At 38.5% G+C, this 14,871-nt stretch carries 15 protein-coding genes; 10 read left to right on the forward strand and 5 right to left on the reverse strand.

Features of this window, described 5'->3' with window-relative positions:
- Both HYG93_RS18570 and HYG93_RS18575 read left to right on the forward strand, forming a co-directional pair.
- On the forward strand, positions 1–147 hold a 147-nt coding region (locus tag HYG93_RS18570), incomplete at its 5' end, for an integrase core domain-containing protein (protein WP_178962764.1).
- 98 nt (positions 148–245) lie between these two features.
- Complete coding sequence (locus tag HYG93_RS18575; RefSeq protein WP_106986356.1) at positions 246–548, forward strand: hypothetical protein; 303 nt, start codon at positions 246–248, stop codon at positions 546–548.
- Between the two features lie 124 nt (positions 549–672).
- Here the strand turns inward: HYG93_RS18575 and HYG93_RS18580 are convergent, their stop codons facing one another.
- Both HYG93_RS18580 and HYG93_RS18585 read right to left on the reverse strand, forming a co-directional pair.
- Positions 673–972, reverse strand: a complete 300-nt coding sequence (locus HYG93_RS18580) for an AzlD family protein (protein ID WP_106986357.1) — start codon at positions 970–972, stop codon at positions 673–675.
- On the reverse strand, positions 969–1,715 hold the full coding sequence (locus HYG93_RS18585) for an AzlC family ABC transporter permease (protein WP_106986381.1): 747 nt from the start codon (positions 1,713–1,715) through the stop codon (positions 969–971). Before HYG93_RS18585 ends, HYG93_RS18580 begins: the two co-directional genes overlap by 4 nt.
- A 139-nt stretch (positions 1,716–1,854) precedes the next feature.
- Here HYG93_RS18585 and HYG93_RS18590 point away from each other — a divergent pair, with 139 nt between their 5' ends.
- The 6 genes from HYG93_RS18590 to HYG93_RS18615 all read left to right on the forward strand — a co-directional run bounded on the left by HYG93_RS18590 (position 1,855) and on the right by HYG93_RS18615 (position 7,445).
- Entirely contained in the window at positions 1,855–2,307 is a 453-nt protein-coding gene (locus HYG93_RS18590; protein ID WP_117007747.1) for an Lrp/AsnC family transcriptional regulator, read from the forward strand.
- Positions 2,308–2,585: 278 nt separating this feature from the next.
- Positions 2,586–3,752 carry an ATP phosphoribosyltransferase regulatory subunit gene (locus tag HYG93_RS18595; RefSeq protein ID WP_106986358.1) on the forward strand — a complete coding sequence of 389 codons (1,167 nt, stop codon included), beginning with the start codon at positions 2,586–2,588 and terminating at the stop codon, positions 3,750–3,752.
- 66 nt (positions 3,753–3,818) lie between these two features.
- Positions 3,819–5,138, forward strand: a complete 1,320-nt coding sequence (locus HYG93_RS18600) for an adenylosuccinate synthase (protein ID WP_106986359.1) — start codon at positions 3,819–3,821, stop codon at positions 5,136–5,138.
- A gap of 173 nt (positions 5,139–5,311) precedes the next feature.
- Complete coding sequence (locus HYG93_RS18605; protein ID WP_106986360.1) at positions 5,312–6,103, forward strand: M48 family metallopeptidase; 792 nt, start codon at positions 5,312–5,314, stop codon at positions 6,101–6,103.
- A gap of 139 nt (positions 6,104–6,242) precedes the next feature.
- A complete protein-coding gene (locus HYG93_RS18610) occupies positions 6,243–6,557 on the forward strand; it encodes a hypothetical protein (RefSeq protein ID WP_106986382.1) in 315 nt (104 codons plus the stop codon).
- A gap of 114 nt (positions 6,558–6,671) precedes the next feature.
- Complete coding sequence (locus tag HYG93_RS18615; RefSeq protein WP_106986383.1) at positions 6,672–7,445, forward strand: M48 family metallopeptidase; 774 nt, start codon at positions 6,672–6,674, stop codon at positions 7,443–7,445.
- Positions 7,446–7,806: 361 nt separating this feature from the next.
- On the opposite strand, the gene HYG93_RS18620 is transcribed toward HYG93_RS18615, so the two are convergent.
- The 3 genes from HYG93_RS18620 to HYG93_RS18630 form a co-directional block, all read right to left on the reverse strand.
- A complete protein-coding gene (locus HYG93_RS18620; RefSeq protein ID WP_106986361.1) occupies positions 7,807–8,289 on the reverse strand; it encodes a peptidylprolyl isomerase in 483 nt (160 codons plus the stop codon).
- A 136-nt stretch (positions 8,290–8,425) separates the two neighbouring features.
- Positions 8,426–9,742 carry an NAD(P)/FAD-dependent oxidoreductase gene (locus HYG93_RS18625; RefSeq protein ID WP_178962765.1) on the reverse strand — a complete coding sequence of 439 codons (1,317 nt, stop codon included), beginning with the start codon at positions 9,740–9,742 and terminating at the stop codon, positions 8,426–8,428.
- A 112-nt stretch (positions 9,743–9,854) separates the two neighbouring features.
- On the reverse strand, positions 9,855–11,162 hold the full coding sequence (locus HYG93_RS18630) for a D-alanyl-D-alanine carboxypeptidase family protein (protein ID WP_106986363.1): 1,308 nt from the start codon (positions 11,160–11,162) through the stop codon (positions 9,855–9,857).
- Between the two features lie 179 nt (positions 11,163–11,341).
- Between HYG93_RS18630 and HYG93_RS18635 the strand changes: the two genes are divergently transcribed.
- Positions 11,342–13,045 carry a M61 family metallopeptidase gene (locus tag HYG93_RS18635; RefSeq protein WP_106986364.1) on the forward strand — a complete coding sequence of 568 codons (1,704 nt, stop codon included), beginning with the start codon at positions 11,342–11,344 and terminating at the stop codon, positions 13,043–13,045.
- A 67-nt stretch (positions 13,046–13,112) separates the two neighbouring features.
- Positions 13,113–14,717: an LA2681 family HEPN domain-containing protein gene (locus HYG93_RS18640; protein ID WP_218646869.1), complete on the forward strand. Its 1,605-nt coding sequence runs from the start codon at positions 13,113–13,115 to the stop codon at positions 14,715–14,717.
- Positions 14,718–14,871 lie beyond the last annotated feature (154 nt).

Genomic DNA, 14,871 nt, shown 5'->3' on the forward strand with positions numbered 1-14,871 from the left:
CGGACCATACGTTATAGTTGGCTGAGCAAGCATTTATTTGATACTTTGGATGAAGTACAAGATTATGCAACAAACTGGTTGTGGCATTACAACCATGAAAGACCACATCAAGCTAACAAAGGAAAGCCACCTCTAATGACTGCTTAACCTCTACTTTTAACTTCGGTTATTTATGGGAGGATTACCCATTTAACTCGAATTTGGTTAAGATAGAATGGAATTAAATATATAAGTAGAGTTTGCACATGATTATTTTGTGGGGATTTGTTTTTTTGCTGTCTATGGCGGTAATTTTTTTAACATGGATGCAATTTAAAAACCAAGGGGATGAAGTTTTTAAGCAGTCTGAGCACGTGCAACTGGATCAGAAAGTTGTAAATCTTGAGCAGAATTTGAAAAAAACTTTAGAAATTATGCAAGATTTAGCAAAAAAAATGCATACCCAACAAGAGGTTTTAGATCAAACCACACATAAATTACAGCAAGTCGAATTACAAAATGCCGAATTGGTAACCTTGCTGGCAAAAGTAGTTATTCCTAAAGAATAAAGCTTTATTGCTATTGGTTAAGAGAATATCTTTAAATGATGTGAATAAAGCTCGGTGCATATTGAATATATGCATTGAGCTTTTTTAATTCAAAAGAATAAATAGGAAGTGCTGAATACATTGTTTAGCTGAGTGCCATACGTAAAAAAGCCGCAGTACTCATACTAATGATGACAGTTGGCAGTAGTGACAAGCGAGATGCTGCAATTAATGTCACTACGATTGCAATCATGTCCGCAGGATTATCACGTACAAAATAAGGTGCAATCACTGAAATGAGCACACAGCCAGGTACGACTTCTAAGATTTGTTTTTGCTTTGTGCTCAGCGTTTTATTTTTTAATAAAACATAACCCAATATACGGGTTAAATAGGTTGTGATCGCGACAAAAAGAATGGCAATAAGGGTGGCTGTGTGAATCATGCATCATCTCCAACAAAGTAAAAAGCTGAAGCAATGCCACAAATTGCACCGACAGGGACATACCAGCCTGTAGGTAAATATAAATAAGCTAAAGCAGCTGTAATTAAACTCACCAACCATGGACGTGCCGCAGTCATTCCTTTCCACATACTGCGTAGCAAGATTAAAAATACCGCTGGGAATGCCATATCAAAGCCGAAACGACTAATATCACCTAAGATAGGTCCAATCATGGCACCCAATGTAGTAAAGCCGACCCACATAAGGTACAGCGCTGTACAAATGCCCGCATAAAACATCATGCTAAATGCAGAGGGGGCTAAAATTCCTTGTTTCTTTTGTGCATCGGCTAAACCAACAGCCCAGCTTTCATCACACATAAAAAATAATGCGGTATAAACCGTTTTATTGGGTAAATGACGTAAAAAGGGCACTAAGCTTGCACCCATAAGTAGGTGGCGACTATTCACCAAAAAGGTAATAAAAATCAACATAAGAATGTTGGGTGGATTGGTCCAGACTTCTAAAATGGCAAACTCGGACCCACCTGCAAAATTAAGACCTGTGAGCAGTGGAACTTCTATTGCAGAAAAACCTTTTTGCGTCGCTTGAGCACCTAAAACCAAAGCAAATGGAATAATACCCAGCAGTAGTGGTAGAGACACTTTGAGACCACGTTTAAATTCTGTTGCTTGAACTTGTGTGTTGGGTGTATGTGTTGAGCTGCTACGAAGGCTGTACATGTTGGGCATTAAACTGCAAATAGAAAATCTATTTTATTCTGTCTATGTTGGCATTTGTGATTGAAATTGGGGTTATGTTTTGCCTTAACGCAATTTTATTGCTAATTTTATCTTAAATGAGATATTAAGTGCTTTAATTATGGATCAATTAGACAAACGGATTTTGCAAGTATTGCAACATCAAGGGAAGCTACAAAATAATGAGCTGGCCCAGCAGGTGGGGTTGTCTGCATCACCGTGTTTACGTCGGGTTAAACAGTTGGAAGATGAGGGTTATATCGAAAAATATGTTGCCTTGTTAAATCCACAAAAATTAAATTTAGGATTAACAGTCTTTGCACGGATTTGGTTGAAAGGACAAGATGCCAATACAGTAAATAGTTTTGTAGAGGCAATACAAGATTTGCAAGAGGTGGTTGAATGTCAATTAATGGCAGGCGATTGTGACTTCTTTTTAAGAATAGTTGTGGCAGATTTGGATGCATATCGACGTTTTCAGGTTGAGCATTTAAACAAAATTATCAGCATACAGAGTGTGAAAACAGAAATACCATTACAGCGAATTAAGCAAACCACGGCATTACCACTATAGTATTTAGTTTTTGGTGCGTTATTCTTAGGTGTTAATAGCGCTTGGATGTGTAAATTATGCGCAGGTAGTTTGCTATTTCCTTCATAAAAATACTTTATATAATCAGTTCTTAAGAAAATATAACGATAGATTTCATACAAGCGTGTTTATTTGCACATGATTTATGAAAAAGTCATGTGCACAAGCTAAGTGATCGTGCTAGACTAGGAGAAATCGGGTGTGCTCCCGATTTTTTTATGCGGATTTGTTCCGCGCTGACAAGAATTTAGGTTTACAACATGCCCATTTCAGAGACATGGTTATTACCTGATGGTGTAGCTGATGTACTGCCAAAACAGGCGCAAGTGATTGAATCTTTGCGTCGTGAAGCATTAGATTTCCTCGCATCTCGAGGTTATCAGTTGGTGTACACGCCATTCATTGAATACATCGAATCTCTATCTTCTCTTTCAGAATCGAATCAAGATTTAGACTTAGCCACTTTTAAAGTGATCGACCAACTTTCAGGTCGTTTGCTTGGTGTGCGTGCCGATATGACACCACAAGTGGCTCGTATTGATGCGCATGTACATCCTGTCGAAGGTGTAGCTCGTTATTGCTACGCTGGTACAGTACTACATACTAAGCCACAGGGTTTTAATACCACGCGTGCACCTTTACAGTTAGGTGCGGAATTATTTGGTTCAGACAGCATTGATGCTGACGTTGAGCTGATTGATGTCATGATCAACTTGCTTGAAAAAGCCGGTCATGCAGATGGTATTCATCTTGATTTAGGGCATGTCGGTTTATTCCGTAGCATGGTGAAACAAGCAGGCTTGAGCAAAGCGCTTGAACGCCAATTGTCTGACTTATATCAACGCAAAGCTTTGCCTGAACTTGCTGAATTCACACAAACTATTCCGTTTGGTGCAGACTTTTATACATTAGGTCGTTTTGCAAGTGATTTAGATGCACTGCAAGCTAATTTAACGCCTGAAGTATTAGCGAACGAAGCATTTAAACTTGCTTTTGATGCTGTGAAGTCGACTCAAGCAGCAATTCAAGCACGTTGGCCAGCGCTAGATATTGGTATTGATGTGGTTGAACTTCGTTCATATCACTATCACACTGGTTTAATGTATGCAGTATATGCACCAAACCGTGCTGCACCACTGGCTCAAGGTGGTCGCTATGATGGTATTGGTGAGCACTTTGGTCGTGCACGTCCAGCAACGGGTTTCTCTTGTGACTTATATGCTTTAACAGCTGGTCAAGTTCAGAGCACTCAAGTTTTGGTTGCACCTAAAGGCATTGAAGCAGATTTATTAAAGGCAATTGATTCAGCACGTAACGAAGGGTTTAGTGTGGTTCAATTGCTAGGTAATGATGATTTAAATTCAATTTCATCTGCGACACACCAATTGGTGCGCGCAAATGACGAATGGACAATCAAACAAATTTAACCGCGGATGTGCCTGCGGGCACACACGCTATTTCCAATTTTAACAGCATGATGCAATGAGGCTATTATGGGCAAGAATGTTGTGGTACTTGGTACCCAATGGGGCGACGAAGGTAAAGGTAAGATCGTCGACCTGCTCACAGATCAAGCGGCTGCGGTAGTTCGCTATCAAGGCGGACACAACGCAGGTCACACTCTAGTTGTAGGTGGTAAGAAAACTGTATTACACCTCATTCCATCTGGTATTTTACGTGAAAACGTACTGTGCTTAATTGGTAACGGTGTTGTACTTTCACCTGAAGCACTTATCAAAGAGATGGATATCCTTGAGAAAGAAGGCGTGCCTGTACGTGAACGTCTACGTATTTCTCCAAACTGTCCATTGATTCTTCCACATCACATTGCTCTTGACCAAGCACGTGAAATTAAACGTGGTAATGCGAAAATTGGTACGACTGGTCGTGGTATCGGTCCAGCATACGAAGATAAAGTTGCTCGTCGCGCAATCCGTGTTGCTGACTTGGTACGTGGTGGTGAACATCTTAAAGCTCAACTAGAAGAGCTTCTTGAGTACCATAACTTCCAATTGACTCAATTCTTCGGTGTTGAAGCAGTTAAAGTTGAAGATGTGATTGCACTATGCGACGAATGGCGCAAAGTAATCGAGCCTATGGTAATGGACGTGACTGGTGAACTTCACGCATACCGTAAAGCTGGTAAAAAAATCATGTTTGAAGGTGCGCAAGGCTCACTTCTTGACGTTGACCATGGTACATATCCGTATGTTACTTCTTCAAACACCACTGCTGGTGGCGTAAGCTCAGGTTCAGGTCTTGGTCCATTACACCTTGACTATGTATTGGGTATTACGAAAGCATACACAACTCGTGTAGGTGCTGGTCCGTTCCCAACTGAACTTGTTTATGATGCTGCTAACGATGTTGGTGATGCAATCGGTAAACACTTAGGTACAGTGGGTTCTGAATTTGGTGCGTCTACTGGCCGTCAACGTCGTTGTGGTTGGTTCGATGCTGAAATTCTACGTCGTTCAGTAGAAGTAAACTCACTTTCTGGTATTTGCTTAACTAAACTAGACGTTCTAGATGGTTTAGAAGAAGTGAAAATCTGTGTAGGTTACGAAGCAGCTGATTCTGGTTGTGTAGGTTCTTCTGATGCGCTTGCATTTGAAACTTTAAAACCTATTTACGAAACTATGCCAGGTTGGTCTGAGTCTACTTTCGGTGCTAAATCGATTGAGCAATTACCACAAGCGGCAATTAACTATGTTAAACGTCTTGAGCAATTGATCGAATGTCCAATCGACATTATTTCAACTGGTCCAGACCGTGAAGAAACAATCGTTCTTCGCCATCCATTTGATGCTTAATTTGCATTTTTAAATGGAATAAAAAAGCCCTACATGCGTAGGGCTTTTTTTTGCCTTCATATTCAATAACTAAATGATTGTATTTTATTCATAAATGATTTATAGTTGGCACTTATAAATAAAAATGTCAAATAAGACATAATTTATAATAATTAATTATTTTTGGTGAAAAAATGTTGAATAATAAAAGTTTACTGGGGCTTGGCCTGATCCTAAGTCTGTCTGGTTGTACAACTGTTGCTGAATTAACAGGAAATGACTCTGCTACTTTAAATTTAAATGCCGCGCAAGATTATCAGCTGATTGTCGAAGATGCGAAAGCGCAAAAAGCTTTAGATACAACATCTGCAACGTATAAGCGCATCAATACCATATTTTTAAAAATGAAGCCTTTTGCCGATCAGGTGAATCAAACAGGCCAGCAGTTTGATTGGAAATTGAGTGTATTAAAGTCAGATGAGCTAAATGCTTTTGTAATGCCAGGTGGTAAGGTCGTATTTTATTCTGGACTTGTGACTAAATTAAAATTAACAGATTCAGAAATTGCAGCTGTAATGGGGCATGAAATGACACATGCACTTGAAGAACATTCAAAGCGTGCAGCAGGCGCAACAGCCATTACGGATTTAGCAGTGAAAGCTGGAAAGGCTTATGCTGGCGATAAACTTGGTAGTACTGGATCGCAAGCTTTAGATATTGGGAGTAAATATGGTGTGGGATTGCCATACTCACGTAATTTAGAATCAAAAGCTGATCGTGGTGGATTAATGTTGATGGCTAAAGCAGGCTATAACCCAGATGCGGCGATTACAGTATGGGAAAAAATGAATAAAATGGATGGGGGTAGCACGAATGGTGCACAGAAGTTTACCTCAACACATCCATCAAATAATGACCGTATTGCTGATTTGAAAAAAAGCTTAGCTGAGGCAAAACAATTTTATACCGCAAGTGCAAAGCCTTAATACGGATTTAAATAAAGATTAAATTGAAGATTCAAAAAAGGGATGCTTAGGCATTCCTTTTTTTGCCGACTAAAGTTGACTATGTTGTAGCGCAAATTCACGTTAAAAAATACCACAAAGTAAAATGAATAAAGATGCTATGACCTTACAACCTAATATTGCCAAAACAATTTTGTATTCGTTATTGTTTGCAATGGGTGGTGCTCCCACCATCGCAATGCTGATTATTCAGGGGCAAAGCTATCATCCAGATATCTTTTATCAGGCTTTTGTGGGGTTGTCTGTAATGATTGCCTGCGTTTTAGCACCTGTGATTCTGATTCAAAATGCATACTTATTGTTTAAACGTAATGATGAGGCATTAGATCTTAAAATTAAGCCGTTAATGAAAGCTTATTTTGTTTTAAATATCGCTTGTTTGTTGTATTGGCTCTATATGCAGTTTATTGGCTAAAGCCGTTACATAAATTAAATGAATTTGTCCTTAATATTTATTTAAGCTCCTAAATTTAAAGAATATAATGAAGCATATTTTTGTGGAATACTGATGTTTTGGAGTTTAAATACAATGAATAAAAATATATGGATGGGCCTGTGTGTTGCAGGTACGTTGACTCTTTCGGGTTGTACGACTATTGCTGATATGGCAGGTGCTGATACTGCGACTTTAAATGCAGCAGCCAGTCAAGGTTTTAATAAAACGGTTCAAGAAGCCAATAGTAATAAAACCCTAGATACAAGTTCTGCAACCTATAAGCGTATTTATGCTGTATTTAATCGTCTTAAACCTGTAGCAGATCAATACAATCAAACAGGCACTCGTTTTGATTGGCAATTGGCTGTGCTGAAATCTGATCAGGTAAATGCTTATGTTGCACCAGGTGGTAAGGTTGTATTCTATACAGGTATTGTAAATAAACTAAATTTAACCGATGCCGAAATTGCAGCCATTATGGGCCATGAAATGACCCATGCTTTAGAAGAGCATTCTAAGCAAAAAATTGGTGCGCAAGCATTAACTGACATTGCTCTTGGTATTGGTTTAAGTGCTGCGGGTGTAGGTCAGACTGGTACTGCAGCTGCGCAATTAGGAAGTCAAATTGGTGTAGGTTTGCCATATTCTCGTAGTTTGGAAAGCCAAGCAGACCAAGGTGGTTTAATGTTGATGGCGCGTGCTGGTTATAACCCGCAAGCAGCAATCACACTTTGGGAAAAAATGAACAAACTCGATGGTAAGGGGGGTGCAACTTTCTTGTCGACTCACCCATCAAATACACAGCGTATTGATGCGATGCGTAAAAACTTGCCAGCAGCGCAAGCCATTTATATTCAGCGTAAATAAGCAGTTATTATGTGTAAATAAGCAGAGGTCGATCCTCTGCTTTTTTATGTCTTAAAAATAAAAAAATGGTGCAGGCCAATAAGCATTATTGCACTGTGAGTTTGTGTATTTATATAGAGAATTCAATTAGCTTAATTTAAAGCTTAAGGGGCTATGTTTATTTAACTGGTTGTGACTGTTATTGAGCGTGGGGATTGTAGGAGCGTAACGAGTCGATAGAATGTAATTTTCATATCTACAACTGCACAATCTGAAGATTTATACAAACAATCGTTGAAATCAAATACAAATAAATCAAATAAAAGCCATAAAAAAAGGCAAAGTAAAAACTTTGCCTTTTCACACTTTAGATCAATAGATCTTAGTGGTGGTGACCGCCTGCACCGTGTACGTGACCGTGGTCAAGTTCTTCTTGAGAAGCTTCACGGATTTCAACGATTTCAACTTCGAAAGTTAAATCTTGACCAGCAAGTGGGAAGTTAGCATCAACGATTACGTTGTCGCCTTCAACAGATTTAACAGTAACGATTTGAACGCCATCATCAGTTTGCGCTTGGAATTGCATACCAGCTTGGATGTTGTCTACGCCTTGGAACATTTGCGCAGGAACTTCTTGAACTAGTTCTGGGTTGTATTCGCCGTAGCCTTCAGCAGCGGGTACTGTAACAGTGAATTTTTCACCAACAGTTTTGCCTAAAAGTGCATTTTCAAGACCAGGAATGATGTTGCCTGCGCCGTGCAAATATGCAAGTGGTTCACCTTGAGATTTGTCAAGAGTTTCACCTTCTGCATTAGTCAATGTGTAGTGGAAAGAAACCACGAGGTTATTTGCAATAGCAGTCATGTTATTGATCCGTTCAATTTTTTAAGGGTTACATCATAAAGTGAATTTGCACTTTTGTAGACTGAATTTGCGAAAAAAATGCAAAATTTCAGTTCTTCTGATGCTTTTTTCATTAATGGGGATGAATATTTATTTTTCAATGCAATTTTATTTTTGGTGTGATTTTTCGTGTAACAAAATCTTTGGCTGTTAGCAGGCCAGCTTGGGTATAGCCATAAATAGTAGCTTGATGTAAGCGATATAATGAAACATACATCGATTTAGCCACAAAGCCCTGAACATTCACTTGACCAAGTAACTCGCCAACCGCTTTATGTTTGCTCAATGACACCAAAGAGCCTTTGTCAGAAAATACAAACATAGGTAGGGATTGACCTTTTATGCGTGCTTTCATGGCTTCAGCAAGAAAAGAGGCTTGTTGGCTAGCCACTTGCGCGCGCGGGCCCAATACAGGTTCATCTGCACGCGGTTGGCAGTGTGCACAATCACCTAGAGCAAATATATTGGGATCAGATTTGGTTTGTAAGGTAGCAAATACTTCGAGGCGTCCCATTCTGTCTTTAGCAAAACCTTCTAATTGGCTAATGACATCTGGTGCTTTAATCCCTGCAGCCCAAACTTTGAGTTCTGCTTGAATGCTCGTGCCATCGTTAAAATAAATATGAGTCGCGTCGACTTTTTCTACACGCTTGCCACTCAAAACATCAATTTTCATACGTGTGAGTTGCTGTTGTGCGTGATCTGCCATTTGGGCAGGCAGGGCAGGTAAAATTCGTTCTGCACCTTCAATTAAGGTGATTTTGACATTGTTTGGATGGATTTTATTTAAGCCATATTTATAGAAATTTTCTTTGGCTTGAATTAACTCGGCTGACAGTTCGACCCCAGTTGCACCTGCGCCAATCACGCCTATGGTGAGTGTGCGGTCAGCATTTTTATTTTGGGCATCGAGGTATAGGTGTAGAAGGTCTTGTTGGAAGACTTCAGCTTGTTGTAGGCTGTCCAAGTAATGGCAGTGTTCTTGTACACCTGACGTACCAAAGTCATTGGATACTGAGCCTACAGCTAAAATGAGGGTGTCATAACTTAGACGTGTTTCTTCATTTGTAGAGGCATATTTACCATTGATAATTGGGCTTAAGCCAATTTGCTGCTCTTTGGAATAGACTTGTTCTAGCTTAGCTAGTACAAACTCGTAATGATTTTTGCTGGCATGTGCATAATAGTTGGTTGCTTCATCATTAATATTCATGGTGCCTGCTGCAATTTCATGCAGTAGGGGTTTCCACACATGGTTGAGTTTTAAATCGACTAAAGTAATGTGAGCTTTTTGAGATTTACCTAAACTGCCGCCCAATAGTGTTGCAAGTTCTAAACCGCCAGCACCACCACCAACGATCACGATTCGATGTGGAGCTGTGCTTTCTGAAGTGGTATTTTTGTCATTCGGCATTGCAGTTACCTATTTTATTATTGTAAAAAAAAGATGGCCTTAGTATGCCATCTTCTTATTTTGCTTTATAAACCTTTGTCTGACATGTTACAGAAACACATCATTGCAAAAGTTATTTGCCAATAGGATAAGTTTTAATTTCGCTATTTACACTGCCACCAAATAAACTACTTAACCAGTGGAAAAAGCGCTGGAAAATGCCAGCTTCTTCAATCTGTACGTCATCTTCAATATCAAAGCTATTGATGAGCTGATTGTTTTGATAGACCTCGATTGTTGCAAGTTTCATCACTTGAGACAGTGGTGCGGTTAGCAACTTCTCATTCATTTTTACTTCTAAGTTAGTATTGGTTTGTTGGAGTGGCTCAAGGACTTGAATTTGACCATTGCCTAAGTCTTGTGCAATACGTTGGCGTAAAGGATCAAAATTGGCTAAATCAAGCTGAACAGCAGGATCAACAAGCGCTGTACTGATAATTTGTGGTGCTTTAGTTTCAACTTTAAACATTTTCAAAGTAGATTTAATCACAGGGACTTCAGCCAAAAGTGTTTTGTCTTTTACTGCAACTTCATTGCGTGTGTAGACATAAGCGAGGTTCATCAGTTTGTGCGCAACTTCTGCGCGTTTTAAACCACTCTTTGTGCCTAATACCACAACAATTAAGCGACGATCAGGGTCATTATAACGTCCTGTTGGTCGGCTTGCGGTGAGCGCTAGATTGTAACCTGCAGCGCGGGTAAAGCCTGTTTTTAAGCCATCCACACTCGGGTCTTGTTTTAATAATATGTTGGTTGCACGGTGAAAACGACCATTATAAGAAAAACTTTGTTGTTTTGAGTAGTTTAAGTAGTCTGGAACTTCTTTAACTAGGGCAGCACCTAAACGCGCTAAATCAGTTGCTGATGAATAATGCTCAGGCATTGTGACACCAGGTGGATTTTCAAAATGTGAGTCATTCATCCCCAATGCTTTGGCTTCTTTGTTCATGCGCTCTACAAATTTTGGAACACTACCCGAAATACGCTCTGCAAGTGTAACAGCGGCATCATTGGCAGACATAACCACTAAACCTGCAAGAAGATGATCAATCGTGATTTGCTCACCTTCTTTAAGATACATTTGGGATTCGTCCCATTGCACAAGTTTTACAACAGGTGTTGCGGTTAGCACTTCATCTTTGCGTAGGTGACCAGCCTGAATTTCTTTAAGCGTAATATAGGCCACCATCATTTTGGTTAATGATGCAGGGGCACGTTGAAGATGACTATTGTGCTCGGCGATGACTTGTCCAGATTGAGGATCTAGAATGGTCCAAGCTTCAGCTTCTACGGATTCAGGCTTGATGTTGAGTAAGGCTGCATGGGTTATCGTGGAGCATAAAGCTGCGAGCGCCAAGATGAAGTAAATTACGCGTTTCAATGGGTTTCCTTACGGCCTATCCTTAGGCTGAAAATACAAAAAAATTTTAGGAATGCTATGCCTTTTTTTTTCTGCTGACTAGTCTTAATTGTAGACAATTACGACAGTTCAGCGCTGTAGCAATAAAAAAATGTTAAGCTAGTTACTAAGTTATCTATTTTTATTTTATATTGCCCATTATGTTGCATTATCAAATCGAATTTGACGATTATCGTCAGCACTTGGTTCATGTCACTGCACGTTTTCTTGCAGATCCAACGCAAATCTTGTCTCTCCCAACATGGATTCCGGGTAGCTATTTAATCCGTGAATTTTCAAAGCATATTGAGTCTGTACGTGCTTATGATGAAGATGGTCGAATTTTAAAAATTCAAAAATTTGAAAAAAATAAATGGCGTTTATTTAATACGGATCATGAGCTGATTACGGTTGAATATGATGTTTATGCGTATGATTTATCGGTGCGTGGTGCCTATGTTGATGAAAAACGCTTATATGTGAATCCTGCATGTGTATGCTTAGCTTTGGAAGGGCAGGAGCATAAGGCGATTGAAGTTGAGTTGTTTTTACCGCAAGAGTTAAAGCACTTTCAATTGGCAACAGGATTGAAGTCACGCACTTTAGTGAAAGGTCGTTTTACCTTAGAAGCCGACAATTACGCACAATTAATTGATGCACCGTTTGAGCTTGCAGAGCAAACACGTTTTAGCTTTGAAGCTGAAGGCATTCCGCATGAATTTGTGGTGTCTGGCAAACATGCAATGAATGCCACACGTATGCAACAAGACATTGAAAAAATCTGTGCAACAGAAATTCAAATGTTTGGTTCGGCGCCATTTAAAGACTATACCTTTATGACTATGGCGACTGGCAACAGTTATGGTGGTTTAGAGCATCCGAACAGCACGAGCTTAATTAGCCCGCGTGACGATTTGCCAAAAGCCAATGAGCCTGTAGAGCCTTCTGCGGATTATCAGCGTTTCTTGGGTTTATGTAGCCATGAATATTTCCACTCTTGGTTGGTAAAATTCATTCGCCCTGAAAACTTTGTCAATTATGATTTAAACAGAGAAGGTTACACTTCACTGCTTTGGATTTTTGAAGGCTTCACTTCGTATTATGATGATTTAATCTTGCTTCGAAGTGGTGTGATTTCTCAAGCGTCATATATCAAGTTGTTGAAAGCTCAGATTGATCGCTATTTGCAAAATCCGGGGCGTGAGGTTCAGTCGGTATCTGAATCAAGTTTTGATGCGTGGGTAAAATTCTACCGTCAGGATGAAAACTCCAATAACGCAGGTACAAGCTATTACAACAAAGGTTGTTTGGTGGCTTTATGCCTAGATTTAGGCTTGCGTTTGCGTGGTTCTAGCCTTGATGCCTTAATGCGTAAGTTGTATGTAAATGCGCAAAATGGCATACAAGTTAATGAACGTACGATTGTAGAGTTATGCAATGAACTCACAGGTGATAACTGGGTTGAGCAAATCAATCATTTGGTTAACACGACCGATGAATTGCCACTGGATCAATTATTCCCTGAGTTTGGTTTAAGCTATACATTAAACAGCGATAAAGCTTTGCCATTTGGTTTGAAACTAACAGACAAGCCAGAAGGTGTGGTTGTGTCTTCTGCACGCCGTGATGGGGTGGCTGCTAAAGCAGGCCTTTCTGCCAATGATGTGATTGTGGCGATTGATGGCATTAAAGCCACAGCGAAGCTTGCAGAAAAATATGCTAAACAAGATGGTACTTTTACTATTCATGCATTCCGTCGTGATGAGTTAATGACATTTGAAGTGAATGCAGCTGGTTCTGTTTTAACTGAAGTTGAGTTAAAAGTGGAAGATCAGGCGAAAGCTGAAAAGTGGCTTAATGTTTAATTTGCATACGCTATAAAAACCATGTAAAACCCATACTTAGGTATGGGTTTTTTATTAGAAAAATATTATGAAATTGGGGCTACAACAATTAAATGAATTAGCGCAGTTAGTAGATGAATTGTTATTGGATGCTAGTCGAAAAGCTGAACTAGTCGAGTGCTTTAATGTTCATTTAAAAACAGAGTTCACTTTTACTGATGAGTGTTGTGAGGGTTATTTCTACTATATTTTAGCGAATTGTAGTTCTGAAATTTATAAATATCAGGATGAGCACTGGTTTTTGAAAAACTTAATAACTACGGTTAATTTGTATGAGAAGTCATTATATATCCTTAAAAAAACAAATTTTGGGAATTTTTTATCTTCAATAGGGCGCAGTTTTTGTGCTCAATATTATTGGGATCAAGCAATAAAAATGGATAATAACCCTGTAGCGTTAGTTGCTAAAGCACAAGGTGTAATTTTTAGGTCAAGTCAACTGTATGACCAATCACATGTAAATATTCATTACTATTTTGCAAATCAGTTGATAAAGCAGGCATACATGAGTTTTGATGCTTTAGAAGAGGAACAGAAAATTCCGTTAAAGGAGACAGGTGATTTATATCATTTTACTTGCTGGTATCATGAGCACTTCCAAGATACTGATTTTGATTATGTAAAAGAATATAAACAAAAGACAAAAACTAAGGCTGAGCTTAGGTATCTGGTTTGGAGTGCAGAAAACAAATTATTTTTAAATGACTTAAACGATTTGTTTGAGGATGAAATTGTACTTCAGGACATTTTGGGGCTTCCTGATATGACCTATAAAATTAATTCGTCTTTGAGCCTTAAAGAAAGTCTCGTATATCATTCAAATTTTGATGAGCTTAGAAATGAATATACTTATGCTAGATTTTTAATTTTTCAAGCTTCTGAAATAAAAACGGATACTCAACATTTTTATAATAAAACCTATCCACATGTGTATGATACTTTACATGCAATTGATAATTTAAAAACATCACAAATGAAATCGGCTTTTAGAATTTTATATTCAATTTTTGACAAAATTTCATACTTTTTAGCTAAGTATTTAGATTTAGAAATGAGTGATCGTCAAATTACTTTTTCAAAAGTTTTTGGATGGAATGAAAATAGAAAATTTAAGCCACGTGATAAACTGAAGGATTCAAAGAACTACTTTTTACACGCTTTGTTTTATATTTTAAAAGAAATTGAATCTGATCAGCTGAGTGGTTCAGATAAAGTAAATGAAATAAATTTTAAAGGAAAAGTTGAAAAGCCTAGATTGGCGAAGATTCGGAACAGTCTAGAACATCGGTCTTTTAGAGTTATTGACGATTTTGGATATGAGCTAAATACAAAGTTTGATATGACATCAAAATTTGCGTATGAGCAATTAAAAGAACAGGAAAATACTTTAATGGAACAAGGAGAAGCTAAGTCTATTGAATACTTAGAAATATTGGAAAAAATAAAAGAAAAAGAAAAGAAAGCAAATTATATTTTAGAAATACCTTTATCGGAATTTGAAAGCTCATTAATGGATCTTATTCGATTGGTTAGAAACTCTTTAATGTATTTATCTTTTGCAGTGCAGTTTGAGGAAAATATGAAGTCTGCACCCGAGGATTTGATTTTACACAGAGTGGTTCCATTAAAATAAAAGCCCACTTTCGTGAGCTTTAATTTTAGAGGGTGTAAATAATTCTGTGTAAATACAGTTTTAAAAATACTTGGTTACACGCTCTTCAAACATGATACTAAAGCGGTTCATAGCAGATTTCCAATTTTGGATAGGCATTGTCCATTTTTTGCTT

The sequence above is a fragment of the Acinetobacter sp. SwsAc6 genome, assembly GCF_013391565.1.
Lineage (GTDB): Bacteria > Pseudomonadota > Gammaproteobacteria > Pseudomonadales > Moraxellaceae > Acinetobacter > Acinetobacter cumulans.

Coding starts and splice junctions, on each gene's coding strand:
- HYG93_RS18590 (WP_117007747.1), top strand. CDS start 1,855: ATGGATCAATTAGACAAACGGATTTTGCAAGTATTGCAACATCAAGGG.
- HYG93_RS18575 (WP_106986356.1), top strand. CDS start 246: ATGATTATTTTGTGGGGATTTGTTTTTTTGCTGTCTATGGCGGTAATT.
- HYG93_RS18620 (WP_106986361.1), bottom strand. CDS start 8,289: ATGACTGCTATTGCAAATAACCTCGTGGTTTCTTTCCACTACACATTG.
- HYG93_RS18605 (WP_106986360.1), top strand. CDS start 5,312: ATGTTGAATAATAAAAGTTTACTGGGGCTTGGCCTGATCCTAAGTCTG.
- HYG93_RS18640 (WP_218646869.1), top strand. CDS start 13,113: ATGAAATTGGGGCTACAACAATTAAATGAATTAGCGCAGTTAGTAGAT.
- HYG93_RS18600 (WP_106986359.1), top strand. CDS start 3,819: ATGGGCAAGAATGTTGTGGTACTTGGTACCCAATGGGGCGACGAAGGT.
- HYG93_RS18615 (WP_106986383.1), top strand. CDS start 6,672: ATGAATAAAAATATATGGATGGGCCTGTGTGTTGCAGGTACGTTGACT.
- HYG93_RS18595 (WP_106986358.1), top strand. CDS start 2,586: ATGCCCATTTCAGAGACATGGTTATTACCTGATGGTGTAGCTGATGTA.
- HYG93_RS18585 (WP_106986381.1), bottom strand. CDS start 1,715: ATGTACAGCCTTCGTAGCAGCTCAACACATACACCCAACACACAAGTT.
- HYG93_RS18635 (WP_106986364.1), top strand. CDS start 11,342: ATGTTGCATTATCAAATCGAATTTGACGATTATCGTCAGCACTTGGTT.
- HYG93_RS18625 (WP_178962765.1), bottom strand. CDS start 9,742: ATGCCGAATGACAAAAATACCACTTCAGAAAGCACAGCTCCACATCGA.
- HYG93_RS18610 (WP_106986382.1), top strand. CDS start 6,243: ATGACCTTACAACCTAATATTGCCAAAACAATTTTGTATTCGTTATTG.
- HYG93_RS18580 (WP_106986357.1), bottom strand. CDS start 972: ATGATTCACACAGCCACCCTTATTGCCATTCTTTTTGTCGCGATCACA.